We start from the raw sequence: 23,603 nt of genomic DNA, 5'->3' as shown, positions 1-23,603 counted from the left end.
GGCCGGGCGTCGGGACCGGCATCCGGTGGTTCGGCCACGATCGAGTGACCGACTGCGCGGTCGGCGCGGAATCCGAGCAAGCCGACGTACGGTGCCGGCGTGAGGCAGGTGGCGCCGCGGTCTTATCCGTGGTGGTTGGTAGGTAGGACCCCGTCGACCGCGGCGCTGTACCTGGCCACCTGCTGCGGGGTGATCGTTCTCGAGTTGCCCGACCCTGGCCAACGGTGGCGGCTGAGCGAAGCGCTCGTTGTCGGTGCCCTGGGCGTCATCGGTGCTGCCGCGGCGCTCACGCTCATCGGGCTCTTGTGGCGGCCGCAGTGGAGGCGCCAAATCCTGCGGACGCCGCCGAAGACGCTACCGGTCGCGACAGCGGTGGTCCTGGTCCTGGCTGCGGCGGCGCTGCTGCTGTGGCTGCTCGGGCCGCGCACCGCCGACGTCACCGACCGTGCCGGCATCGGCGGGTACCTCGCCTTCGGGATGACACTGTGGTGGGACCGGTTCTTCGCGCGAGAACACCACCCCGAAGACGTCAGCTCCCACAACGATTCTGAAGCAACGGTCGATCCGGTCGAACTCGAGTGACCCACGTCAGCGACTGCCCTGTCACAGTTCTGGCGATCCTCGCGTCGGTGTCGACCAGCGGGCACAGTCACCGGATGTGGTCTGCTGGCGTCCCCGTTGACCGTGCAGACCAGGTCAGCCGCGCGGCTCTGCCCCCAGCGTTGGTCAGGTCTTCGATTGCTTCGGACAATGTGGCCGTCCTATAAGCCCGTCGTCGCCCCTCGGCGTGGCGGTTCCCCTCAATCGCGTGATCCTGCCGGCGACCAGCAAATATCAGCGGTTGGGTGGCTGGAGTGTGCGGGTGCCGACGACGGCGCCGGTGCCGTTGTAGGCCGTCACGACCATGCGCTTGTCGACGTCTCCATCGCCCACAACGGCGACGAAGCTGCGCCAGCCGTTGCCCAGGCTGGTGCCCGGGTAGGTGCCGGGCACGGCTCGCGGGGTGCCGCCGGCCCGGAAAGCGAACACGAGGAGGCGGACGTCGGGCGGGACGGCACCCCACACGAAGTTCTCCCCGGCCACGCTGCGCGGGTGCGGCGGCATCGCCTGCAGCTGCACATACGGCAGCGGCCCCTCCACGGGCGCAACGGCCTCGACCGGATCCAGGCCTCCCCAACCGGTGCGGCACAGAACCCCGCGGCCGGGTACACCACCGGCGGTGAAGATGGAGATCACCGGGTGGTGATCGCCACCGGCATACAAGAACGGCAGGACCGCGACATCGCTGGTCCTGCCTCGGCACGCGACAGCCGGCTGCAGCACCGTCGACGCCGGCGCAGTACCGGACGCACTGGTCGCCGTCGGGCGACCGGCACGACCGTCCGACGCCGAAGGCCCCACCGAGGACCACGACTCGGTCGGTGAACGGTCCGAGGCGGCACCACCGCTATCGGTAGCGGTACCGGTAGCGGCACCCGCAGCGCCCTGCACTTTAGGCGAGGTCGTGCCGTCCGTCAGCCCCGACGCAGCAGCACTACCGGATGGAGCGGACACCGTGCTGGAAAGGGCCGTCGGCGACGCGGACGTGCACCCCGACACCAGGACAGCAACCGCCGCAGCGGCAGCCGTGACCCAACGACCAACCAGCGACCGCAACACAGCCACCACCCCACCACCCGACCCGTGCGACATCTGACCCTCTGGACGGAAGCGACACACCAGCAGGTTGCTTGCCAGATCACACTGAAGCGGGACACCGGCCCGGTTCGCCCACCGGGCCACCCAGCGGTGCCTAGGGTTGGCCGGTCATATCTGCCGCGTCGCCGGGACGTGGGCAGCAACCGGCTGCCCGCGCAGGCGGCGGTTCGCTGGGACGTCGCCACTGCGGCCGCCGACGCTGAGCACGACAAGGTTGGTTCCTGGCCGGTGGATTCGCCTGCGACTGTGCCGGTCAACCGGGGTGCGGACGGCGACCAGGCGCCGGCTTGCTCACCGGCCCGGCGGGGTCGCCACCTCGCTCCGTCACCGATGACGGCGACGCTGCGGCCAGAAGGTGCGCCGAACGTTGCCGATGGCCAGAAGCAGGGTGAAGGTGCCGAACGCCGCGGAGGCGATGCATCCCCCGACGAGTTGAGCGAGCGACTCGAATCTGGTGCCGAGGATCAAAGCGATGACCACGAAGCTGTAGCAGACCAGGGGGAAGACGAACAGCAGCACGGCCAGCGACCGGGGCCGCGTCTTGAAGAACCGATACACGAACGTTTGCGCCCAGCGCGGCGGCTCCTGGTCGTACTCTCCGAAGTCGTCCAGCCACATGCCCGACTCCTCGCTGTGCCGTCCCGCTAGAGACCACGGTCAGCGTAGTTGGGCTGCGCAGCACCTCAGGGACGGAAGTTATTGATGACGGCGGATCGACCCGCACCTGCCGGGCCGCGTCGGGCGTCGGTGTGGACGGCGCCCGAGCCGGCCGCACTACGAGTGCTCGGGGCTTCGGCGCTCATCTTTTGCCTGTGGTCCACCACCAAGGTTCTCGGGTACTGGCCCACCGTTGTGGTCAGCGTCGCCCTCGGTGGTTGGGCACTCGGCTGTCTGTTGGTTGGGCTGATGCGGGGACGTCGACCAATGAGCTGGAGTCACGTGCCCGTCGGTCTTCGCGTTGCGACCGTGGGTGCCGTGGTGGTGGCCGCCTCGTTCACCGCTGGCTGGCTGCACACGCACACCTTCGCTCTGGCGTTCCTCGGCGCGGTCACACCGCTGTATGTCGCCCAGTGGTGGGCGCAGCGGTACTGACGGTGCAAACGGCACCTGCGAAACCGCGGGCCGCGGACCCCCATCGATCGTGGTCGCCGCGCAACGGCTGCGCAACGTCACGGCACCGGTCGCCCGGACACCCGGGATCGCCGCTGCAAGGAGCATTGCTGGACCAGGAGGACCTGGCAGTCGCCCGGGCCGAGCCCAGGCAGACCGGCCGGTCAGTGCCGGTGGTAGGTGATGGTCTTGACCAGCTGCCGGAAGGTGTGGTCGACCTGGTCCGGGTAGGGGCCTTTGATGCAGGCGCTGATTTGGATGAGTGGGTGGCTCACGGTGGGGTCGGAGGTGGTGTGGACGACGATTTCGCGGTTGCCGCCGATGGCGGTGCAGTCGCCGGTGGCGCGGCGGTCGGTGAGGTGCGCGGGCCACCCGGCGACGGTGGTGTTGGCGGTGTCGACGCTGTCGGCTGCGGATCCGTCGTGGACGTCGATGGGACCGCCCAGGGTGATCAGGACTCCGTCTCCCGCCAACTGGTGGATGGGTGGGCCGCAGTGGTCCTGGGTGCTGCGTATGTGTCCGGGGGTGCAGGGGTTGTGTAGCGGGTCGGTGCTCAAGTAGCCGGCGATTCTCAGGTCGGGGAAGGTCTTGTGGAACGGGTAGAGCTGCCACTGCTGCGGGCGGCGGTAGGACACCGGGAACAGCGGTGTGGCGGGCTCAGACACCCACGCGGCCAGGTCGCTGTTCGGGTACAGCTGCGGCCAGTACTCGTAGAGGACGGCGCGGCCGTTGTTGCCGAACACCAGCGTCGCGGTGGCCGTGGTCATGGTCAGCGTGCGGGCGGTCACCGTGTATTGCACCGGCGTCGCCGACTGCGCGAGCGCGGTGATCGCGTCGGGACCGGGGCCCGACTCCTCGGGGCCGCAGCCATGTGCGATCGTGTCCAGCGCGGGGCCGGGCGTGAACTGTCCGGCGGTCGCGGTGTAGGTGTGCAGGGCCCCGGAGCAGTACAGGTCATAGGCCAGGTACGTGGCGGTGAACTCGACGGCAGCTTGCGGGAAGCGGGCGGTAGCCGTTGGCGCCTTCGAGGATGCAGTGCGGACCGACAGGAGCAGCCAGTGCACACCCAGCAGCCGCTTGTCCACGGTCGGCGCTGCGTGCGCTGATGTGGCGTCGGTCGGATTCGCGCCGTCGCTGGCGGCGCTGACGACGGCCGCCGTGCTGGAAGGCGGCTCACCGGAGGATCCGGTGGACTGCACGCCGGCCGAGAACGTCGGCCGCACCGCGGTCGTCGTGGACGCCCAGGCCGGCGAGGAGCCCGCGGGGGACGACGTGCATCCGGACAAGATGGCGGCTGCTATCAGGACGGCGGCCATCACCCCACCACCCGCGGACCAGCCCCGCACAGCGCCTCCCTGCCCCCACGCAACACCTTCAGGACGGCGCCGCCGACGTCCAGGTTGCACCGGCCAACCGTCAAACGCTTCGACCCGGCACTGCGGCGGTCGCCGACAGGCGGCATGCCTTGACGGGCAACCAGTGGACCGGGTCAGTGTTTCCGGTGGCGGTGCCGGCTGATGGCCGCGGCGCCCATCACGAGGGCCACCGCAACGACCGCGCCGAACGCGAGACAGCCGCCGATCAGCCGGACGGTGGACTGGTCACCGCGGTGGATGATCGCGATGACGATCACCGTGGCGCCGACCGCGGCCACGAAGAAGTACCACACAGCCTGAGCGATCGGCCGCCCGTGCATCGCCCGATACACCCCGTTGCGCGCCCACCGCGAAACTTCGGGATCGAGGCGTCCAGCCACGCGGCCCCACCGCGTCAACTGCGGCCGGTCCTCGCCACTACCAGATGGTTCCTCCGGCGGGGTCCGCGAGGTGTCCACAGCCACAGGCATAGCACCCCGGCGCCCTAGCGATTTGTCGTGGACGTGGGGGCACATGCAGCGCAGGGACCATCGCTCAGTGAATGCGTCTGGGGCGTTGCCGGTGACACGCCGGCCAACCGCTCGCGCGGGGCCCGGGGCCAGCTCAGCCGGTATAGGAAGTCTCCCGTGGTGGCGGCTCGAGCCTGGCCGAAGTAGACGCCGCGGCAACGTCGGTCAACGACCTACCGACGCGGCCTTGCCCGCCGTCGCCGGATCCGCGCGGCCCACCGCGATGCCCGCTTCTGGCGATGCAGTCGCCTATCAGGGTGCGGCTGCGGCTACACCGCCCGGAACACGGCCCGCAACAGCACCTCAGACGGTCCGACCCGACATGCGCACCTGCGCGGCCGATGGTCGGTGGAGTGCAGCTCACCGCGCCGCGGCGAATGTGAGGATGAACCGGCCCGCGTGGACGGTCAGGCTGTCTGCGTGTCTGGCGGCAGCAACAGGTGCTGCGGCGACCTGCTGCAGCGCCTCGTCGACGGATGGTTGGGTCTGCGGCGTCAGGGACTGGCAGGCTATGTTCATGGTCTGCGGGTCGATAAGCTCAAAGCCGTCGTTGGTGGCCTGCCATTGCCCGGTGGTGGCGGCGCACTTCTCGAGGACTGCTGTGCCGTCGGCATCAAGCTTCAACTCCAAACGTTGGCCGGTGGGTACCTGCGCGTGCTGGTCGCCGGAGGACACGTCGGTCAAGTGCCAGCTCACTCCAACCAGTTGTTGCTCAATCCGGTCTTGATTCTCGGTCCGCTGCTGCCACTGCACCGCCCACGCTGCGCCGACGATGACGAGAGCCAGCACCGCCGCTGTAGCCGCCCACGCCCGGCCGGGCAGCCGACTGCCGGACAGGTTCAGTCTCTTCCCACGTCGCGCGGCGTCCTGTCTCGCGGCCATGACGGGTAACGATGCCGCTGCACGCCCCCAGGAGGCAACGGCTCGCCGCGAGCGTGCACGCGCGCGAGCAATCAGCCTCCTTCTTGAGCGCTGCCGCTTCGGCCGAGTTCTCGGGTGACACGGCGCCGACGATGGCGGCCAAGGACGGAAACGCGTTGGAACCGCAAATTGCAAATGCCGGTCGGGGCATACCGTGTGGCCGTGACGTCCACCGACTCGACGGCCTACCGCCCGTGGTGGGTGATCAGCGGTTCCCGGCTGGAGCTACCTGGTACGTGGCGCTGGGGCTGACCCTGCCGCTGCTGCCGCTGAGGCTGTCTCGGTGGAACGCCTTCGGAACCCTGTTGGCCGCGGCTGGCCTGGTCAGCGTGGCCGCCGGCGTGGTGGCGTTGTGGGTCTTAAGCCACCGGCCTACGGCACCCTCGGGGCCGCGAGCGCCTGTCGGGCTCAAGGTCCTCACGGTGATTGCTGCCTGCGCGGTCGTCACCGCCGTGACCTTCTGGTTCACCGCTGACAGCGTCGGATGGCTGGCGTTCGGCGCCATGATCCCCAGCATGAGCATGGCAACCCGCTGGGCGGACTTCGGATGGCAACGACAACGACGGCGCACGGGACCGTAGGGCCGCAGCAGTCACCGGCGGGCCAAGTACCGCGGCTGTCGACGCTCCGCCCGTCACCCTGTTTTCGCTACCCCTGCGCTGGTCCGCCCTGCACCGGTGGCGCCGGCCCCGACGAGCCCCGTCCCGACCCGATCTTGAGCGTCCTCTGGGCTATGTGGCGTAGAACCGCGGCGTTTCACCCGCGCGAACCGAGCCGCTGGTGCCTCGGTCCCCGACCCGCGGTATCAGTTGACCAGAAAGACCCGCAGCACTCGCCACCTCGACCGGTACACCGACTACCGCTGCGGACGTGGGCCGCTTACCGCTTACCGCTGTACCTAACAGCTCGCGTCGAGACAGCCTTCTTCAGTTGTCCGCTCAGCGGCGGTCCGGCCGGCGGGAAGCGTGAGGCGAGCAGCTCGCGGACGGCGGCAGCGCCAGCTCGGTTCATTCGGCCGCTGACACCAGGCGCGGCGTGACTGTCTGCCGCGGGGGGTGGGCTGCGTCCGAGCGGCCAGGAGCGTGGCAAGCCACTCGATGCGGTTGTCGCTGGATCGAAGCGAGTGATGCGCACGCGAAGACGGGTGTCGCCCTGCGACGATCACTCATCGTGGGGGGGTGCCGGGTTGTCCGGTGTCCGCGGACGCACGCTGTTGTGGGGGCACCTGTGTGGTGGGTTCGTCGTGCGCTGGCCGGTGCTGTGTGTCTGGTCGTGGCTGGGGCAACCGTCCTGGTGGCGTCGCCCCCGTCCGCTGCGGCCGCAGCGACAGTCCCGACTCCTACCGTGCTGACCGTCAATAGCCTGCCCGGTCCGGTGGATGTGGATGGTTCGGCGAGTCCGCAGTTCGGGTGGCAGTTGGCCACGGGCATGCAGGTGGCCTACCAGGTGCAGCTGGCGGGTTCCGCAGCGGAGCTCGCTGCTGGAGCTGACGTGTGGGATTCGGGTCCGCGGGCGTCGGCGGACAGCAGCAACGTCCGGTACGCCGGTCCGGCGTTGGATCGGGCGGCCGGCTACTTCTGGCGGGTCCGGGTGTGGAACGGCCGGGGCGGACGGCTCCCCGAGCCAGGATCCGTCGGTCTGGTCGGCGCCCGCACACTTCGGGACTGCGCCGGGGTCGACATGGGCCGGTTCCTCGCCGATTTGGGCGCCGGTGACCTCCCCGGCGGACTACACGGTCAACGGCACCTTTGCCATCCGTGCCGGCAACGCTTCGGTGGCGTTCCGGGTGAAGGACTCCGCCGACTTCTTGATGTGGCAGTTCCGTGGCGGCGGCGTCAACACCTTGGTGACCCACCGCACCGTCCGGGGGCGGTTTACGGTGCTTAAGACGCTGCGGCTGCCGGTGCGGCTGGTCACCGGAACCAGCTACCGGTTTTCGATCGTGACCACCGGGTCGGCGATCAAGACCTACTTGAACGGTCGGCTGGTCGACCGCAGCACCGACGCCACTTTCACCGCCGGCGGCATCGGGTTCCGTACCGGACGCACCGAATCGGCATGGTTCGACGACGTCACGGTCCTCGACCCGGCCGGCACCACCGTCTTCAGCAACACCTTCGACACCGCATCCATGGACTTCCCCTGCGGCCAAATCACCGGCGGCCGACTGCTGATCGGGCCCGGACGGACCTGCGCCCGACCGTTCCCTTACCCGGTGACCTGGGCGTTCCTACGCGGCCAACTGGCTGTGGCTGCCAAACAGGTGTCGTGGGCGCACCTGTACGCGACAGGGTCATCCCCCAAGCCGGCCAGGCAGTTCGTGTACCGACTGTCGGTCAACGGCAGCGTCGTCGGTGTCGGCCCGACACAGTCCATCCGGTCCGAGACCCGATACGACGGCTTCGACGTCACCGGATTGATTCATCCCGGCACGAGCAACACGGTGGGCGCGCTGGCGTACACGGTGGCCGATCAACGGTTTCAGGCGCTGCTTGTCGTGCGGTTCGCCGACGGCACCACCCAGACGCTGGGCACCGGGCAGGCGTGGAAGGCGCAACCCGGGGGCAGCGCCCTTCCCGAGAGCGGCAGCATCGGCACCCGCTCCTACGCCGCACCCCGCGAGAACATCAACGCCCGCGGCTACCCCCTCGGCTTCGACACCCCCCGATTCAACCCGGCCCGCTGGCCCCAAGCCCAACCCAAAGCGCCGTTCACCCAACTGGTCGCCACCCCGACCGGCAAGGTGCAGCGCCAACTGCGCCTGCCCGTATCGGTGGTACAGACGGCGCCCGGTCACTACTTCATCGACTACGGCCGCACCTGGATCGGCGGACTGGCACTGGATATCACCGGCACCGCCGGGCAACAACTGGATATCCGCTACGGCCAGACCGTCTCGGCGCCCAGGACCGTCCGGTACGCCACCGCCGCCGGCAACACCTACCGCGACGTCTGGACCCTCCGCGCCGGCGCCCAGCACCTGGAAACCTGGGGCATTCGCGTGTTCCGGTACGTCGAAGTCATCGGCGCCCCCGCCGGGTGGGGCCGCCCCAACTTCCCGGCCATGGCCTACCTGTACCCGTACGACGAGACCGCCGCCACCTTCGCCTCTTCCGACCCGCAGCTGAACCAGGTGTGGCAGCCGGCGCACAACACCATCGCCGTCACTGGGCAGAACCTGTTCGTCGACTCCTGGGAGCGGGAACGCGCCCCGTACGAGGCCGACAACTACCTGCAGCTGCTGGGCAGCCTGTTCACCTCGGCCGACCCGACCCTCGGGAACTACAGCAACGACCTGCTCCTGCACGGTCGGACCTGGCCCACCGAATGGCCCTTCTACACCATCCTCGCCGCGCACGAGGCCTACCAACAGACCGGCGACACCGCCGCGCTGTCCGCCTACGACTACGCCACCCTGCGCGGCATCCTGCCCACCGCCTGGTTCGAACCGGCCACCGGGCTGATCCACAAGACCACCGGCAACACCGGCGTCGGCACGTGCGTCGACTGCGACCTCGTCGACTGGCCAACCACCGAACGCGACGGCTACGTCTTCACCCCTTACAACACCGTCGTCAACGCCCTGAGCTACCGCGCCTACCTCGACATGGCCGACATCGCCGACGACACCGGCCACCCCGCCGACGCCGCCGCCGACCGGGCCACCGCTGCCGCCATCAAGACCGCCGTCAACAAGCTGCTGTGGGACCCGACACGCCGGACCTACCGCGACGGGCTGCACCCCGACCGCAGCCCCGTCGACCACCACGCCATCCAAGCCGGCGTCTTCGCCGTCGCCATGGGCATCGCCGACCCCGCGCAAGCCGCCGGCGTCGCCGCCACCATCGCCGCCCGCGGCATAGCCTGCAGCACCTACTGCGCCGCCTACCTGCTGCCCGCCGCCTACCTGGGCGGCCGCCCGGACGTCGCCGTGCAACTGTTCACCTCGCCCGGACCGCGCGGCTGGCTCAACATGATCGCCCAAGGCGCAGGCGCCACCATGGAGGTCTGGGACGCCCGCATCAAAGCCAACACCACCTACTCCCACCCCTGGGCCGCCTCACCGGCCTTCCTGCTACCCCGCGACCTATTCGGCATCACCGCCACCACCCCGGGCTTCGCCACCTTCGACCTCGCACCACAACCCGGACCGCTCGCCTGGGCGCACATCACCGTCCCCACCGGCAAAGGCCGCATCGGCGCCGCCTTCCACACCCACGACGGCCACACCGACATCGCCGTCGCCGTCCCCGGCAACACCACCGCCCGCATCACCATCCCCGACACACCACAAGGCACCACCGCCTACCTCGACGGCCACCCCACCCCAGCAACCCGCACCCCCACCGGCCTCCAGATCGACCACATCCCACCCGGCTGCCACACCCTTGGCACCAACCCAAACACCGACCACGCCCCCGACGCACAACTCGCCGCCGCCTGTTAGCACACCTCCAAACGGGGCTCACCGCACCGCACCGGAGATGTGCGCTGCTCGCGTGCGCCAAGCCCAATACGCGGCCTCAATCGCGCCCCCCCAACATGCCCGAACCCGCCGGCAAGGCCCGCTCGACGCTGCCCGAGATGAACCGCGCGCTACGGCAGCCCGGTGGCGCCACCCGTGAGTGATCGGTGGGAGCCAGGCGGTCGTTTGCGCCGGACTCGAACGCAGGACAGACAGGACGTCCTGTCTCGCTGACGCGAAGTGCGGTTTGAGAGGCCATACGGTTCCGGCGACGTTGTCGTCGTGATCCTGCGGCCTGTGTCACGAGATCCGCGATACCGCAGAGCGTCTGCCGGTATGCTGGGTCTAAGTGGTTGTTGCTCAACGCGTCGCGCTGGTCGGTGCTTCCTCGGGCAACGTCGCGGCCGCGGGTGGTCCGGAACCGTCAGGACGAGTTGGGGTCGGGTGTGGTAGTTGCACCGCATATGAAGCCTCGGCGGCTTAGGTAAAGGCTAGGCGGATCAAGGGTTAGCAGATCGTAAATGACTGTGCGGCAGCAATCCTCGCCCAGTAGACGGTTGCGTGGCTGCATCCGCATGCGGTCAGCGGTCTGGTGCCGGCCGCAGACGCCACCTACGGGTACTGGCTACTCCACTCGGGTGGTTGCAGGGTCGGTTGCGGTGGCTGTGCACTACAGGAAGGTGCGCACGGCACTGGTCGTGATTACTGGCGGCCACGGTACCTGCTGGCGAGCGAGGATGCCGTACTTCGAACGGTGGCGTGCCTGGTCTGGCCGGAGTGCGACATCCGCCATCTTGCAGTAGGTCTCAGGTAGGCCCGTTCGTGTGAACCTGCTGGGTGTGGGCTAGCTGTGAGCGGGGGGCGGTGGTAGACATCGCGGGCCGCTTGGGGGTGTTCGAGCGGATCGGGCGTTTTCGCCGTTCTAGGGAGTGCAATTGTTCGCTTCGGCCGTCCCGTCGTTTGTCTCTTCTTGCTGCTGCGACGTTGTTTGCCGGTTTGGCGGTGGCGATGCCTTCGACGGTGTCGGCGGCGACCGCGCCAGCGCCGACGCCGACACCGTTGGGTCCGGTCCCGACGGATTCGACGTCGCGGCCGTGGACGACGGGTGCCTCGTCGGGGGCGGTGACAACCGCTGCGGCACAGACGTTGGCGGACACGCCGTTGGGTGCAGGCGGGGAGGTGACCCGGCTGCGGTCGCGGATGTCGCGGACGTTCGCGACCAAGGAAGGCTTGCTGCGCACCGAGGTGTCGACGCTGCCGGTCAACTACCTGTCAGGCAAGAGCTGGTTGCCGATCGATGACTCGCTGGTGACCAACACGGTGGGCGCGTTGATCAACCGGGCCGATGACTTCTCGGTGGTGCTGCCCGCGCTGGCCGGCACCCCGGCGATCAGCGGGCAGGGCGGCTTGTCGGTGACGTCGCTGCTGACCGGCGCGGCGCTGGTCGCACCGAAGGTGGACGGCCAAACCGCCACCTATGCCGGGGTTTTCCCCGGCGTGGACGAGGTGTTCCAGGTGCGGCCGCGGGTGTTGGAGCAGACGTTGCGGTTGGCGTCGGCGGCTGTGCCGACCTCCTACCCGCAGCAGGTCACGCTCAGCGTGGGCTACCGGCTCGGCGACGCCCTGGCGGACGGGTCGCTGCCGATCCTGGACAGCTCCGGCACCCAGGTGGCGGCGCTGCCCGCCCCGGTGCTGTTCGACTCGTCGACGGACCCGGACACCAACACCTCGACCGTGAATGCCCGCTATCAGGTGTCGGGTGTGGCGCCGACGTACGCGGTGACCACCGTGGTGGACCGATAGGGCTGGCCGACCCGCACCGGGTGTTCCCGGTGCTGCTGGACCCGTCGACGACCTTCGGGACCGGCTCGGACACCGGCTGCTACGTCACCGATCCGGGCACCGGCACCGCGCCGTCGGATCCGCAGCTGTGCTCCACCAACTCCGGCACCGACAACCCCCTCAACTATGGCGTCTCCGCCTACACCCGCCGCATCTACCTGCGGTTTGGTGATGTCACCACGGGCAGCGGCGCGGTGATCCCCAAGGACGCCACCATCCTCAACGCCGACCTGACCATGACCGAGAAGACCGCCTCGTCGCCGACGGCGATCATCGACACCGGCCTGTACCAGTCGGCTTCGGCCGGCGCCGGTGTGTCCACGTGGTGGACCAACACGGCCAGCCTGACGTGGGCGAGCAAGCCGGCCTACAGCCCGAGTGTGCAGCAGCACCTGAACGTCGTGCCGCCGGGCGCGAACCAGCCCTTCACGTACTCGATCACCGAGCTCGCCCGGTCGTGGATCTCCGGCAGCGGCGTCAACAGCGGCGTCGTGTTCAAGGACTACGACGAGTCCACCGCATCGAACACGCTCAGCTTCTACGGCGTCGCCAACACCACCTACCACCCGAAGCTGACCGTCGAATGGTCACCCCGCGTCGGGCAGGAGAAGGCCGTCGGCACCTACGACCACAAGCTCACCGATCGGATGGACATCCACGTCGGCTACGCCACCCGCAACCTGGTCATCAACGGCAGCGACGACCAGATCGCCGGGCCCGGCCTGACGGCGACCGTGCGGCGCACCTACAACAGCGTCCTGGCCGCCAACGGCATCGGCGGCGCCTACGGCCTGGGCTGGTCCATGTCCGGCGGCGTCGACACCGGCCTGGTCATCAACCCCACCAGCGTCATCTACCTGCAGCCCGGCGGCGGACGCGAACCCTTCGCACGCCAATCCACCGTCCCCAACGAAAGCCAGGTCGGCGCCTACGCGTCCAAGACCGGCCTGAACGCCGACCTGATCAAGACCGACGCCACCCACTACACCTTGACCTGGCACTCCAGCCAAGAGGTCATGACCTTCACGATGCCCTCGGGCAGCGCTACCACCGCCTGGCTGTCCTCGATCAAGGACCGCTCCGGCAACACCATCACCTACAGCGCCTCCGGAAGCCCGCTGGTCACCACCGCGCTCACGGACTCCACCGGTCAGCGGTCGATCAACTTCAGCTACACCTCCGGCCGGGTCACCGGCATGTCCGAAACCCTCGCCGCCGGCGCCACCGGCGCCCGGTCGTGGAGCTACGGCTACGACGGGTCCGGGCACCTGACCACCTACACCGACCCGGCCAGCAAGGTCACCACGTTCTGCTACACCGGCAACCTGGTCACCCGGATCATCACCCCCCGCGGTGTCGCCGCCGGATCGACGTGCACCGCCGGCACCAACGGCACCGGCATCACCGACATCGCCTACGACAGCGCCGGCAAGGTCACCAGCATTTCGTACCGGCTGGCCTCCGGAACCCCCAACACCGTCACCTTCACCGCGACCACCCCGCTCAACCAGGGCAGCGCCATCGCCGGCGTGACGACCTTCACCGACCCCTACGGCCAGCAGTTCACCTACACCTACGACTCGTCCGACCGAATCACCAAGGTCGCGACCACCACCCAGGGCGTCACACAGACGCGGTCGACCACCTTCAACGCCAACAGCGACGCCACCGCCTCGATCTCGCCGAACAACTACACCACGGGCGGCAGCAACGACCCCGCACGCACTGCCACCTACGACAGCAACAACAGCCTCACGCAGGTGACCGCCGAGTCCAACGCCACCGGCGTCGCCGGCGCCGTCGTCTCGGCCAGCTACAACACCACCGGTGACGTGTACCGGCCGATCTCGGTCTCCGACGACCGGGACGCCACCACCGACGGCTCGGGCAGCAGCGCCACCAGCGTCGCCTACGACAGCACCACAGGCAGCGGGAACCTCATCACCACCGTCACCAAGGGCACCTCCGGCAACAAGACCGAAATCCGGCACCAAGGACAGTCCGGGGTGGCCAACTGCGGCCCGTCCGGCGCCGCCGCCTACACAGGCGCCGTCTGCGAGACCCGCGACCCGGACTACACCTCCGGTAGCGCCCACCGCACCTTGTACAGTTACAACGCCATGGGTGAGATGGTGTCCATGACGCCGCCCGCGCCGGGCGGCAGCCGCACCACCCCGCCGGCTGAAACTTTCAGCTACGACGGGTTCTCCCGGCTGACCAGGACCACCTCGTCACGGTCCAAGACCACCGGCTACACCTACGACGCGTTGGACCGGCTCACCAGGATCACCTACAACGACGGCCACTACACCGCCTTCACCTACGACAACGACGGCAACAAGCTCACCGAGACCGACAAGACCGCCAGCAACACCGTCATCAAGGGTGAGACCTACACCTACGACACGATGAACCGGCTGACCTCCGAGCAGCCCTCCGGCGAAACCGCGATCACCATGACCTACGACGCGAACTCGCGCCTGCTGAGCTACACCGACGCAACCGGTACCACTACCTTCGGCTACGACCCCGCTGGATCCCTGACCTCGGAAACCATGCCCGGAGGGTCCTGCGCCGGCTTCTCCGAAACCAACCTGGGCACCGTCGCCTCCGGCTGCATCATCATCGGCGTCGACAAGAGCGGAAACCGCAAGTTCATCGCCTACCCCGGCAACCTCGTGCGGGAGGAGTACATCTACGACGTCAGCGGCCGCATCCTCAAGCTCATCGGCCGCAACCAGAGCGCCAACCCCGTGTACTCCACCAGCTACGGCTACACCAACGCCGCCGGCAAGGACACCGAGCACCTGTTCACCAAGAAAGACACCATCGCCGGCACCACCACCAGCTACACCTACACCAACCAGGCACGGCTAACCTCGGCCGTCACGAAGCTCGACTCCAACGGCACCACCACCGCCAGCGAAGTGTTCTGCTACGACGCCAACGGCAACCGCACCAGCTACAGCACCACCACCGGCGCCACCTGCCCCGGCACCCCAACCAACGGTTTCGACGGCGCCAACCAGCTTCTTACCGGGACTAACACCGTCGGCAATTACGCCTACGACCTCGACGGCGACGAAACCTCGTCCAACACCAGCCTCGTGGGCGGCGCGGTGCGGACCAGCAGCTGGACCGACTCGCAGCAGACCGGATCGGTCACCATCGGCGGCACCGCCCTGTCCAACAGCTACCTCGGCAACGGCAACGGCTACCTGTACAGCACCAAGACCGCATCCGGGAACACGCACCTGCTGCGCAACTCCCCGCTCGGCGTGACCGAGGTCGACACCTTCAACGGCAGCGCCGTTACCGACCAGGTCAACGTCCGCCGCGACCCCGGCGGCGCCATCTTCGGCTTTCAAACCGGCGCCGGCGACCGCTACTACCCCATCACCGATGAACGCGGCAGCATCATCTACATCAGCGACGCCACCGGCACCACCGCCGCCGCCTACGCCTACAAGACCTACGGCCAGCAAGTCATCACCACACCGGCGCCGTTCAACCAACCCTTCGGGTACCTCGGCGCTTACACCAACCCAGGCACCGGCTTGACTCACCTGTCGGCTCGCTACTACGACTCGACCCTCGGTCGGTTCACTCAGCTCGACCCATCAGGCAAAGATGACGGCTACGCCTACAGCGCCGGGGACCCAATTAATCGCGGCGACACGTCGGGTTTGTACCCGTGCGTTGCACAGTCGGATCCAGCAGAGTACGACGATCCGAACAACTATGACGGATGTTACGAGGAAGGCGTTCCTCAGGACCAGGAACCCACCGGCGCTCAAGCTGAGGGCTTCGCGGAAGGAGCCGGCGGTTGTGTGACCGCAGCTGTGGCGGCCAATGAGTCGGGCATCACCGAACTAGCCGGTTTATTGTTCGGACCTATCGGTGCGGGGGCGGTTGACATTGTGTCTTGCGCTGCCGGGTTCTACACCGGCTACTCGGGAGGTGGCCAGCTTGGAGGACCGTGAACGGGAAGGTCGTCATGAGGACGAATCTGCGATAGTGAGTGTTGCCGCTCGTCATTTTCTTTGGGGCAGCGTCTTCGGTGTGGCGGTCGGGGTAGCGATCATCTTATACTCAGCGCTCGGACGATCGCCGCGCTCCCCGCTTGTCGGATTCGTCTGCGGAGGGATCATACTAGCTGGATGCGCCTACCTTGCCTATCGATCGCGAGCTCTCTTGACGGGCGCCCGCCTGACTAGTAGTCGTTGGGAGCAATCGGCCAGACCTCCTTCCAATCATGCAGTCGGTGTTCGGGCTCTAGGTGGCGCGGTATTGGTCTTAGGAACAGTAGTGGGAGTCGTTACGATGGCCCGCGGGCAGCTAAGTAGCGGACTCTACATAGCGGCGATCTGTTTGGTCGGGCTGCTGATCATCGCGGTTGGTCGTCGCCGTCGCAGTTGATGAGGACGATTCGGCACTAACGCGTTGGTATGCGAGCCCTCCACTATTTGACACTGTCCGATCGGGGCGCTGCATGATGCGAACCAGCTCTCGCCGCAGTCCACAGCGTCCCTACACGCCGAGGGCCTGGTAGCGCGTTTCTGCACTAGGTGCCTCTCCGGTTGACGCGGGGAACTCGACCGTAGCGCGTGGCAGATCTGCTGCCGGCTCCACCGCTGCCCGAGCTTGACCCGCACCAAGTCGCGCAACCCGCTGGCGCGGGCAAGTTAGCCCGATCTGGGCCGAGGGAGGCGGGCGAGGGCATGGCGGCGCGCGCCGAACGGCCGGTAATCGCCGGCGCCGCTGATGTTGCGGCGGACCTCCCTGCTGATCGTCGATGGGCTCGGTTGTGAATTGCCAGATTAGGTGGCACTGATTTACCACGCTATTTGGCACTAGGTGGTGCCGACGACGAGCATCTGTCGGGCTGCGTGGACGGCGGAGGGGGTGATGCGGTCCAGGTTGTTGATCTCGATGACGCGTGCGGTCTGTGTCATGAGTCGTTCGATGAGGCGGAAGTTCCCGCCGGTGATCCGGGTGACGCTGTTGGCTGCTTCGACGTGGTTGGGGTCGTTGTTGTCGTAGGGGTGGCCGAGTTGTTGCCAGTAGTGGGCCAGGACGGTCGGGATGTCTTCGGCGTCCAAGGGACGGTATTGGTGCGCGAAGCCGATGCGGCTGTAGAGCTGGGGGTAACGGGCGAGTTGGCGGTCGAAGCCGGGCATGCCGATCAGGATGAGGCCGATGTCGGACCGGTCGAAGAAGTCGCGGAGCGCTTCCAGTGCGCTGGTCTTGAGGCGGTCGGCTTCGTCAACGATGAGCAGCTCGGTCCGGCTGGGTGTCAAGGCGTCGTCGTCGAAGTCGGGATGACAGTCGGGGTCCAGAGCCCGGTTGATGTCGGCGCCGAGGGCGTAGGTCTGGATATCGACCTCGAGGTGCAGGCGGCGTGCGGTCACGTTGACGTGGGGGGTGTAGAGCAGGGTGCGGCTGGCCAGGAGGGATCCGGGGAGGGTGGTGCCGCGGGTGTATCGGTCGGTCGCCCAGCGGTCCCAGTCGTCGGCCGCGGCGTAGGTGCGGGCAGACAGGGTCTTGCCCAGGCCGGGTGCGCCGTAGCAGGCGCCGATGTAGCGGTGGCGGCGGACGGCGTCGGCAAACTCGACGAATCGGCGGTGCTGTTTGGTGACTTGGAAGCCGACCAGGCCTCGCGGGGGGCGCGGTGCGGTGTTGGTCAGGGCGACTTGTTCGGCCACTGGCGCTGCCCTTCATCAGTTCTCGCGGTAAAGCTTGAGCGGTGGCTCAGCCTCGACAGGCTCAGACGACCGTGAGGCGGCGCGGACTGATTCGGCCGACGCGGCCGGGCTTGCCGTGGCCGGGTGTGCGAGCAGGTCGACCAGGCTGCGTCGGGCCGATAGGTGTTGACGCAGTTCCCGGCGGCGTTGGTTGCGGGCGGCTTGTAGGTCCTGCATGGAGATGCTGGCCGCGGCGATGTCGGGTGCGACCGCGCGGCACAGAAACTGGTCTTGGTGGTAGACGCGGATCTCGGCGAGATCCCGCGGGTCGTAGCGGATCGTCACTGGCTCCCCGACATAGGCGGCCAGGGTAAGGGAGAAGTACCGCAGCCCGTGCAGGTGAATTCCGTCGCGTTGAATCTTGCGGGGGGTGGCGACGGTTAACAGCAGCAGGTCGAGCTGTTCGATCGAGTCGGGCATGCGAGGTAGCCATTCCCCCGCCGACCAGCGCTGCACTGGCGTCTGGCCGGTTTCGGGATGTGTCCGTTGGTGGTAGGTGCCGGTGATCCACGCGCCGACCGCTGAGTCCAGTTGGGACAGCGTGTACGTCGGTGTGGTGACGGGCTTGCCGTGGTTGCCGGGTGGGATGTGGCCCGGGACCGTGGGCAGCAACTCGGTGGTCACCGTGCCGAAGAACCGTTCACCCTTGCCGCGGCCGCGCGGATTGCCCGGCGTGGAGTGGATCAGCTGGACCTTCAGATCCGCGCAGACTCGTGCGATGTGGGCGCTGGTGAAGTTCGCGCCGTGGTCGGCGTAGAGCGTCGCCGGGATTCCGCACACGGGCCACTGTGGGTCGGTCTTGCGCCAGATCGCCTGCCGTAGGGCTAGTGCGGTCTGCACGGCGGTCGGCTCCCCGAGGAACACCGTGTAGCCGGCGACCGCGCGGGATTGGTCGTCCACGATGGCGGTCAACCACGGCCGGGCCGGGCTACCACTCTCGTCCAGGACCATCACGTCCAGCTGGGTGTGGTCGGCTTGCCAGATGTCGTTGGCGTGCGCTGCTTCGCGGCGCAGGACCAGCTCGAAATCGTCTCGGTAGGAGTCCGGTCCGCGGTGCGCCAGCGACAGCAGTCCCCGATCCAGTCCTTGCACGATGCGGCGCACCGATTGGTACGACGGCGGCGTTAAGGCCCGTTCGTTGGCTATTTCAACAACCCTGCGATGCACCTCGGCGATCCGCGGGGGCGGTCGCCGCAGAGCCAGTCCCTCCACCAGCTGCACCAACTCTGCAGGAAGGCGCCGGCCACCACGGTCAGCACGCCCAACCCGTGACAAGCCGACCGCGCCCGCCGCCCGATAGGCGGCGAGCCACCGCCGCGCCGTCCGCAACGGCACCCCGGCCTGGCGGGCCACCACGCTGAGCGGCACCCCGTCATACACGTGCGGACTCAACACAGCCAACCGCTGTTCGAGCTCCGCCATCCGGTCACCGCCTCCGGCATCGCCGCATCATCAACCCCACCGGCCCACACTGACGCCAGCCACGCCGCTCATGGTGCCAGATAATGTGGCAAAACAGTGCCACTTACCGTGGAAGACGACACCGCTAGGCCGAAGAGTCCGCCGCACCGTTACCGGCCGGCTGACACCGCAACCTCGTGTGCGTCTGGCCCCAGGGCATGCTGCGCCGAACGCATCGCCAATCTGGCCGTCCAACAACCCCGCAAGAATCAGGGCGATGGTTGGCACATCCGCCGCCGTGTGCAGGCGACCACAGGCCTCAGCTGCCGTCAATCTCGCGGTTGGCGGAAAGCTCTTCAATGGCGCGTTGCAGCACCGTGTTGCCGGACTGAGCCAGCTGCATCAGGAACGCCGGTCCGTACTGATCGGCGCCTCCCTCTAGCAGGGTGTATGCGACGTGACTGGTCAACTCTTCAGGATCAATCCCGTCGTCTAGGTCGCTGCAGATGCCGATCAGGAACGCCTTGGCCCGTTCCGGTCCGCTGTCGAGCTCGTCGAGACCGTCCACAAAGACGCCGGCGTTCACCTCCGCCCACTTCCTATCAACCCGCAACGAACTGCGGCCACGACGAACCCACTCCCGATACGCCCGGAGATCCACCACGGACACCAGTGTCCGTCGATGCGCCAGTGGACTCAACCGCCTGCGTTTCGGTATGGACCACGGTAGGTGCGACGATTCGGCCCGCGGCGTTCACTCGCCTGGCCTGTCGTCGCTACGTGACGTTCGCGGGCCGTGCCGGTCGCGCCTGCTCGCGCTGCCAAGCCCTGTCTTGTGAATAGCCACATTATTTGGCGTAGTCTCGCCTGGCGTTTCTACGCCAGATAACTCGGCAACCGACACTCGAAAGGGTACCAACGTGGCGTCTCCTTGAACGGGCACCCGCGGTGGGAGTTCCAAGACGAGGGGCCTGCTACACCCGTCCTTCCCGCTCGAGTAGTTGCTTGGTGCGGGCTTCCAGCTCGGCTATGCGGGCGTCCATGTCGTCCAGGGTGTCGCCGAGGTGGGCGAGCTGTTCGCGGGCGGTGTGGCGTTGGTGGATGCCGTGTTGCCACTGCTGGATGTCGTAGGTCAGTGGGGGTGCCAGGACGTCGTCGGTGAACTCGATGGGTTGGTGGTCGCTGACCGGTGGTGGGATGTCGCGGTGGGTTCGGTCGTTGCCGGCGGCGGCTTGTCGGGCGAGGTGGGAGATGGACTGCCGGGACAGGCCGGTCGGTCGGTCCAGGGGTGTCCAGCCGTGTTGGTCGATCGGCGGAAGCAGCGGTACTGCGTCTCCGGTCCAGTCGGGTGGGCGTGGGCTGTAGCAGTTGTGGGGTGCGTCGGCGTGCAGTGGGTCGGCGTCGTGCAGTACCTGCGCGACCTGTCGGGTGCCGCGGGTGGCTTCGAGGTAGAGCAGGTCCATCCAGGCGGTGACGGCGCAGGCCGGGCACACCCACGCCTGCTCGGTCGCAGCCAGCTGGACGTCGCCGGCGGGGGTGGTGATGGGGCGGCACCGCGGTTGATGGTGACGTCGGCGGCAGTGAGCTGGGCAAGGTGCCGGTAGGGGATGTCGGGGGCGGCCAGGACGAGAAGGAGCCGGTCGCGGCGGCCGAACCAGCCGCGGGTCCAGCCGCTGGCCGGGAGCCGACGTAGCGCGGCGTCGACGGCGTCCGGGTCGAGCGGCCGGCGCACCGGCCGGGCGGGGCGGCCGCGGACCAAATCACGGAGGGCATCGTCCCGGGCGGGCAGCGGGTGGCCGGCGACCCGATGGTGATGGTCAATCGCGGTCAGCCGCCGCCGTTGGGTGGCCGGCGCGGCCGGGCAGGCGACCAGAAATGCGTGCACGGTCGCCGTGTTGGCGGGCAGACCGGTGTGGCCGGTGGTGGCGCACCAATCCACGAACAGGTGCCATTCGGCCGCGTACTGACCGCCCCTGCTTTGGTCCGTCGACGGCGGCGTGTCAGCCTCGGGAGGGGTGCGTTCGGTGGCCACCGCTTACAGCCCCAGCTTGGTGACGGCGTTGCCGACCAGGGGCGCGTGTTCGCGGGCGTAGGTCTCCAGGATGGCGGGGTTGCGGTGCCCGGTCTGCCGCATGATGGCGTGGGCGTCGGCGCCCTGCCGGAACGCTTCGGTGACGAACCCCGACCGCAGCGAGTGGCCGCCGAGCCGGGCGATCTGGGCGGGTGTGTAGCCGGCGGCGGCGGCGCGGCGGGCGAGGACCTCGTTGACCGCCTGCCCGGACATCGCCCGCACACCGATGGCGCCGGTCTTGTGGACGGTCGGGAACAGCGGCGCGGTCGGGACGGCCGGGGCTGGGAGGTCGACGCGGCAGACGTGGCCGTCGACGCCGGGGTCGCCGGCTTGTTGGAAGAGGGCGGCCATGACGGGCCGCCGCTGCTCGGCTGGCGGCAGTCCGTTGGCGGTGTCGAGGAGTTGCCGCCAGCGGCTGTAGGCGCAGGGCGGGCAGGTCTGGGGGTCTCTGCCGTACGGGACGGCCTTGACCGTGCCGCGGGCTTCCTGGTCGGTCTTGGAGCGGCTGACGGTGATGTGCAGCCCGTCAATCAGATGCATGACCACATCCCCCACCGTCAGGCCGACGAGCTCGGAGCGTCGGGCAGCGGTGGCGAAGCCGAGCAGGAGCAGGGCGGCGTCGCGGCGGGCGATCACCCCGGCCGGCCACGTGTGGAACGCCGGCCGCAGCGTCTCCAGCAGCTGCCGGATGTCGTCGAGCAGCAGCGGCGCCCGACGGGCCGGCGGCGTCGCCCGGGCCCGGCGAATCCCCGCCAACGCCCGCCGCACCACCTCCGCCCGGCCGGGTGCGTCGAGGCCGGCGGCGGTGTGGAACTGGTTGATCGAGGACACCCACCTGGCGAGTGTGGCGGGGCTGTACCGCCACCGCGTCCCGAACCCCGACTCCCCCACCCCCGGCGAACGCTGCTCCCCCGCCGCCTCCGTTACATACGCCGCCACCGTCAACGAATGCGCCGGCAGGCTCGCCTGCCCCTGCTCGTGACACCACCGCTCGAACCGCGCCCAATCCGACCGGTACGCCGCCTTCGTCGCCGGCGCCGTCGACGCCTCCACCGCCGCCCACACCCGACGGACGGCGTCGAGGGGTAGCTGCTGCGTCGGGTCAGGCCGGTCGGCAGCCGCTGCAGCGGCGTCGAGGTCGACCCGTCGCTCCCCCGCCAACCGCAGCAGCTGATCCGCCGCGGGGGGCGTTGCGACGTCGGAACGTTGCAGCGCTCCGACGGCCGGCTCGGGCTGCTCCGAACTCGACGGGGTGATCGACACCCCGCTCATGTCAGTACCGCCCGATCCGGGCATACCGTGCACCTGTGAGCCAGCCGCGTCCGCAGCACCGCCCGTTGTGGCTCATCGCCCGAACCCGGCCCGGCGCCACGTTGACCGTGCTCAGCGTCCTTGCGTGGGGCAGCGCGTTTCACTCGACGTCCGTGGCAACCATGCCGCCAGCGCTCATCGCCCTCGTGAGCCTGCTCTACCTGCCGTTGGCCGTTGCGACGACCGCATCCCTCCTTGCCCTCAAAAGCAGGCGATTCCGTCGCTGGCGGCTGGACGTTCCGTCGGGATGGACCAGCGACTTCTTCGTCGTCGGCGGGACCCTGGCCTGGCTGATCCTGCTTGTCGGGGGGCTGCTGACCCGGCAGCTGAGCATCAGCTTGATGGCCGGAACGGTGCCACTGCTGGCCGGCGCGCAGGTGGAGCGCCGCGCCACTGACGCGCAGCGGGCTGCGCGGTAGCCGACCTCGGCAAGATCCGCGGCCTACGCCAACTACCGCTGCAACCGCCGCTCGACCGGCCACCGCTCCCCTCCCCCACCGCTCATCCGCCCTGCTCACCGGCGCCGCCGACCGCTGCAGCCATGGCTGGACCGGATGTTGAGCGTAGGACCCGCCCCTGGGCTGGGTCGGTTGACACGCGGCGGGGATGGGCCGTGGTAATGGATCCTTATAACAGCTGAACGCACAAGAGGCGACCATTCTCCTACAATCGCACGGCGTTTATGGCCGATTCTCCGACGAATTTCCCCGAGCGACACGACAACGTCCTACACCCGTCACGGTCACCCGTCACGGTCCGCGAGACGTCATGCGGCGACGTCTCACTCTGGAGACGCGACTGTCGGACAGACAACGGTCTCGCACTCCCGAGTCACCTGCGCAGTCCCACGGTGACCGGTCTGCTGTCGTCTGCAGGCGACATCGGGACGCAATACCGATGACCTCACACCAACCCCACGGGGACCAGGAGGTTTCTCCTGCCTCCGACGTCCGCTGCACAAGCGCCGCACGTCCGGTTGAGCCGCGGACGTGACCGGCGCACCGGTTCATGTCGAGTTTCGAGGGATTTCCTGATCCATTGTCTGCCCGCGTTGGACGCCTGGGTCCCCGTTCGCCGGAGACAGGCTGTCAGCGCGCGACGCGGCGAAGTGGGCGAGCCGTCTCGCCGACCCGAGCAAACCGGTCGTGTCGACCG

At 68.4% G+C, this 23,603-nt stretch carries 17 protein-coding genes and 1 pseudogene; 8 read left to right on the top strand and 10 right to left on the bottom strand.

Annotated elements, in window-relative coordinates; translation table 11 throughout:
• Positions 1 to 99: 99 nt before the first annotated feature.
• Complete coding sequence (locus IEY37_RS20485) at positions 100 to 582, top strand: hypothetical protein (RefSeq protein WP_188944790.1); 483 nt, start codon at positions 100 to 102, stop codon at positions 580 to 582.
• 252 nt (positions 583 to 834) lie between these two features.
• Here the strand turns inward: IEY37_RS20485 and IEY37_RS20480 are convergent, their stop codons facing one another.
• Positions 835 to 1,236, bottom strand: a complete 402-nt coding sequence (locus IEY37_RS20480; protein ID WP_188944789.1) for a hypothetical protein — start codon at positions 1,234 to 1,236, stop codon at positions 835 to 837.
• A 786-nt stretch (positions 1,237 to 2,022) separates the two neighbouring features.
• Positions 2,023 to 2,316, bottom strand: coding sequence for a hypothetical protein (locus IEY37_RS20475; protein WP_188944788.1), 294 nt, complete (start codon positions 2,314 to 2,316; stop codon positions 2,023 to 2,025).
• Positions 2,317 to 2,664: 348 nt separating this feature from the next.
• Here IEY37_RS20475 and IEY37_RS22610 point away from each other — a divergent pair, with 348 nt between their 5' ends.
• Positions 2,665 to 2,790, top strand: a complete 126-nt coding sequence (locus IEY37_RS22610; RefSeq protein WP_268238043.1) for a hypothetical protein — start codon at positions 2,665 to 2,667, stop codon at positions 2,788 to 2,790.
• 182 nt (positions 2,791 to 2,972) lie between these two features.
• Here IEY37_RS22610 and IEY37_RS20470 read toward each other — a convergent pair whose 3' ends face one another.
• From IEY37_RS20470 to IEY37_RS20460, 3 genes are all read right to left on the bottom strand, one after another.
• Positions 2,973 to 4,124, bottom strand: coding sequence for a hypothetical protein (locus IEY37_RS20470; protein WP_188944787.1), 1,152 nt, complete (start codon positions 4,122 to 4,124; stop codon positions 2,973 to 2,975).
• Positions 4,125 to 4,297: 173 nt separating this feature from the next.
• Positions 4,298 to 4,564 carry a hypothetical protein gene (locus IEY37_RS20465; RefSeq protein ID WP_188944786.1) on the bottom strand — a complete coding sequence of 89 codons (267 nt, stop codon included), beginning with the start codon at positions 4,562 to 4,564 and terminating at the stop codon, positions 4,298 to 4,300.
• 489 nt (positions 4,565 to 5,053) lie between these two features.
• On the bottom strand, positions 5,054 to 5,482 hold the full coding sequence (locus IEY37_RS20460) for an META domain-containing protein (RefSeq protein WP_188944785.1): 429 nt from the start codon (positions 5,480 to 5,482) through the stop codon (positions 5,054 to 5,056).
• 368 nt (positions 5,483 to 5,850) lie between these two features.
• On the opposite strand from IEY37_RS20460, the gene IEY37_RS20455 reads away from it, so the two are divergent.
• The 5 genes and pseudogenes from IEY37_RS20455 (at position 5,851) to IEY37_RS22605 (ending at position 15,904) form a co-directional block, all read left to right on the top strand.
• Positions 5,851 to 6,195: a hypothetical protein gene (locus IEY37_RS20455; RefSeq protein WP_188944784.1), complete on the top strand. Its 345-nt coding sequence runs from the start codon at positions 5,851 to 5,853 to the stop codon at positions 6,193 to 6,195.
• Positions 6,196 to 6,649: 454 nt separating this feature from the next.
• Positions 6,650 to 7,213, top strand: a pseudogene (locus tag IEY37_RS22950) (glycoside hydrolase family 78 protein); the annotation flags it as partial.
• A gap of 112 nt (positions 7,214 to 7,325) precedes the next feature.
• Positions 7,326 to 10,061 carry a family 78 glycoside hydrolase catalytic domain gene (locus IEY37_RS20450; RefSeq protein ID WP_188944783.1) on the top strand — a complete coding sequence of 912 codons (2,736 nt, stop codon included), beginning with the start codon at positions 7,326 to 7,328 and terminating at the stop codon, positions 10,059 to 10,061.
• 1,218 nt (positions 10,062 to 11,279) lie between these two features.
• Positions 11,280 to 11,882 carry a hypothetical protein gene (locus tag IEY37_RS20445; protein ID WP_188944782.1) on the top strand — a complete coding sequence of 201 codons (603 nt, stop codon included), beginning with the start codon at positions 11,280 to 11,282 and terminating at the stop codon, positions 11,880 to 11,882.
• A 20-nt stretch (positions 11,883 to 11,902) separates the two neighbouring features.
• Entirely contained in the window at positions 11,903 to 15,904 is a 4,002-nt protein-coding gene (locus tag IEY37_RS22605; RefSeq protein WP_188944781.1) for an RHS repeat-associated core domain-containing protein, read from the top strand.
• An 870-nt stretch (positions 15,905 to 16,774) separates the two neighbouring features.
• Here the strand turns inward: IEY37_RS22605 and IEY37_RS20435 are convergent.
• The 5 genes from IEY37_RS20435 to IEY37_RS20415 all read right to left on the bottom strand — a co-directional run bounded on the left by IEY37_RS20435 (position 16,775) and on the right by IEY37_RS20415 (position 22,409).
• Positions 16,775 to 17,626 (bottom strand): AAA family ATPase, encoded by an 852-nt coding sequence (locus tag IEY37_RS20435; RefSeq protein WP_188944780.1) that lies wholly within the window; start codon positions 17,624 to 17,626, stop codon positions 16,775 to 16,777.
• A 15-nt stretch (positions 17,627 to 17,641) separates the two neighbouring features.
• Positions 17,642 to 19,087 carry a TnsB C-terminal domain-containing protein gene (locus IEY37_RS20430; RefSeq protein WP_188944779.1) on the bottom strand — a complete coding sequence of 482 codons (1,446 nt, stop codon included), beginning with the start codon at positions 19,085 to 19,087 and terminating at the stop codon, positions 17,642 to 17,644.
• A gap of 298 nt (positions 19,088 to 19,385) precedes the next feature.
• Positions 19,386 to 19,730 (bottom strand): hypothetical protein, encoded by a 345-nt coding sequence (locus tag IEY37_RS20425; protein ID WP_229674712.1) that lies wholly within the window; start codon positions 19,728 to 19,730, stop codon positions 19,386 to 19,388.
• Positions 19,731 to 20,040: 310 nt separating this feature from the next.
• Positions 20,041 to 20,559, bottom strand: coding sequence for a hypothetical protein (locus tag IEY37_RS20420; RefSeq protein ID WP_188944777.1), 519 nt, complete (start codon positions 20,557 to 20,559; stop codon positions 20,041 to 20,043).
• 542 nt (positions 20,560 to 21,101) lie between these two features.
• Positions 21,102 to 22,409 carry a tyrosine-type recombinase/integrase gene (locus tag IEY37_RS20415; protein WP_188944776.1) on the bottom strand — a complete coding sequence of 436 codons (1,308 nt, stop codon included), beginning with the start codon at positions 22,407 to 22,409 and terminating at the stop codon, positions 21,102 to 21,104.
• 35 nt (positions 22,410 to 22,444) lie between these two features.
• Between IEY37_RS20415 and IEY37_RS20410 the strand changes: the two genes are divergently transcribed.
• The gene (locus IEY37_RS20410) at positions 22,445 to 22,867 is read left to right on the top strand and encodes a hypothetical protein (protein ID WP_188944775.1); all 423 of its coding nucleotides are present in this window, start codon (positions 22,445 to 22,447) and stop codon (positions 22,865 to 22,867) included.
• Positions 22,868 to 23,603: the final 736 nt, after the last annotated feature.

The sequence above is a fragment of the Nakamurella endophytica genome (assembly GCF_014646215.1).
Taxonomy (GTDB): Bacteria; Actinomycetota; Actinomycetes; order Mycobacteriales; family Nakamurellaceae; genus Nakamurella; species Nakamurella endophytica.
This window is presented reverse-complemented; position numbering and strand designations above follow the sequence as displayed.

What these genes read in the sequence shown, in the direction of transcription:
- IEY37_RS20445 (WP_188944782.1), top strand. Translation starts at nt 11,280, where the DNA reads ATGTCGCGGACGTTCGCGACCAAGGAAGGCTTGCTGCGCACCGAGGTG.
- IEY37_RS20415 (WP_188944776.1), bottom strand. Translation starts at nt 22,409, where the DNA reads ATGAGCGGGGTGTCGATCACCCCGTCGAGTTCGGAGCAGCCCGAGCCG.
- IEY37_RS20430 (WP_188944779.1), bottom strand. Translation starts at nt 19,087, where the DNA reads ATGGCGGAGCTCGAACAGCGGTTGGCTGTGTTGAGTCCGCACGTGTAT.
- IEY37_RS20470 (WP_188944787.1), bottom strand. Translation starts at nt 4,124, where the DNA reads ATGGCCGCCGTCCTGATAGCAGCCGCCATCTTGTCCGGATGCACGTCG.
- IEY37_RS20475 (WP_188944788.1), bottom strand. Translation starts at nt 2,316, where the DNA reads ATGTGGCTGGACGACTTCGGAGAGTACGACCAGGAGCCGCCGCGCTGG.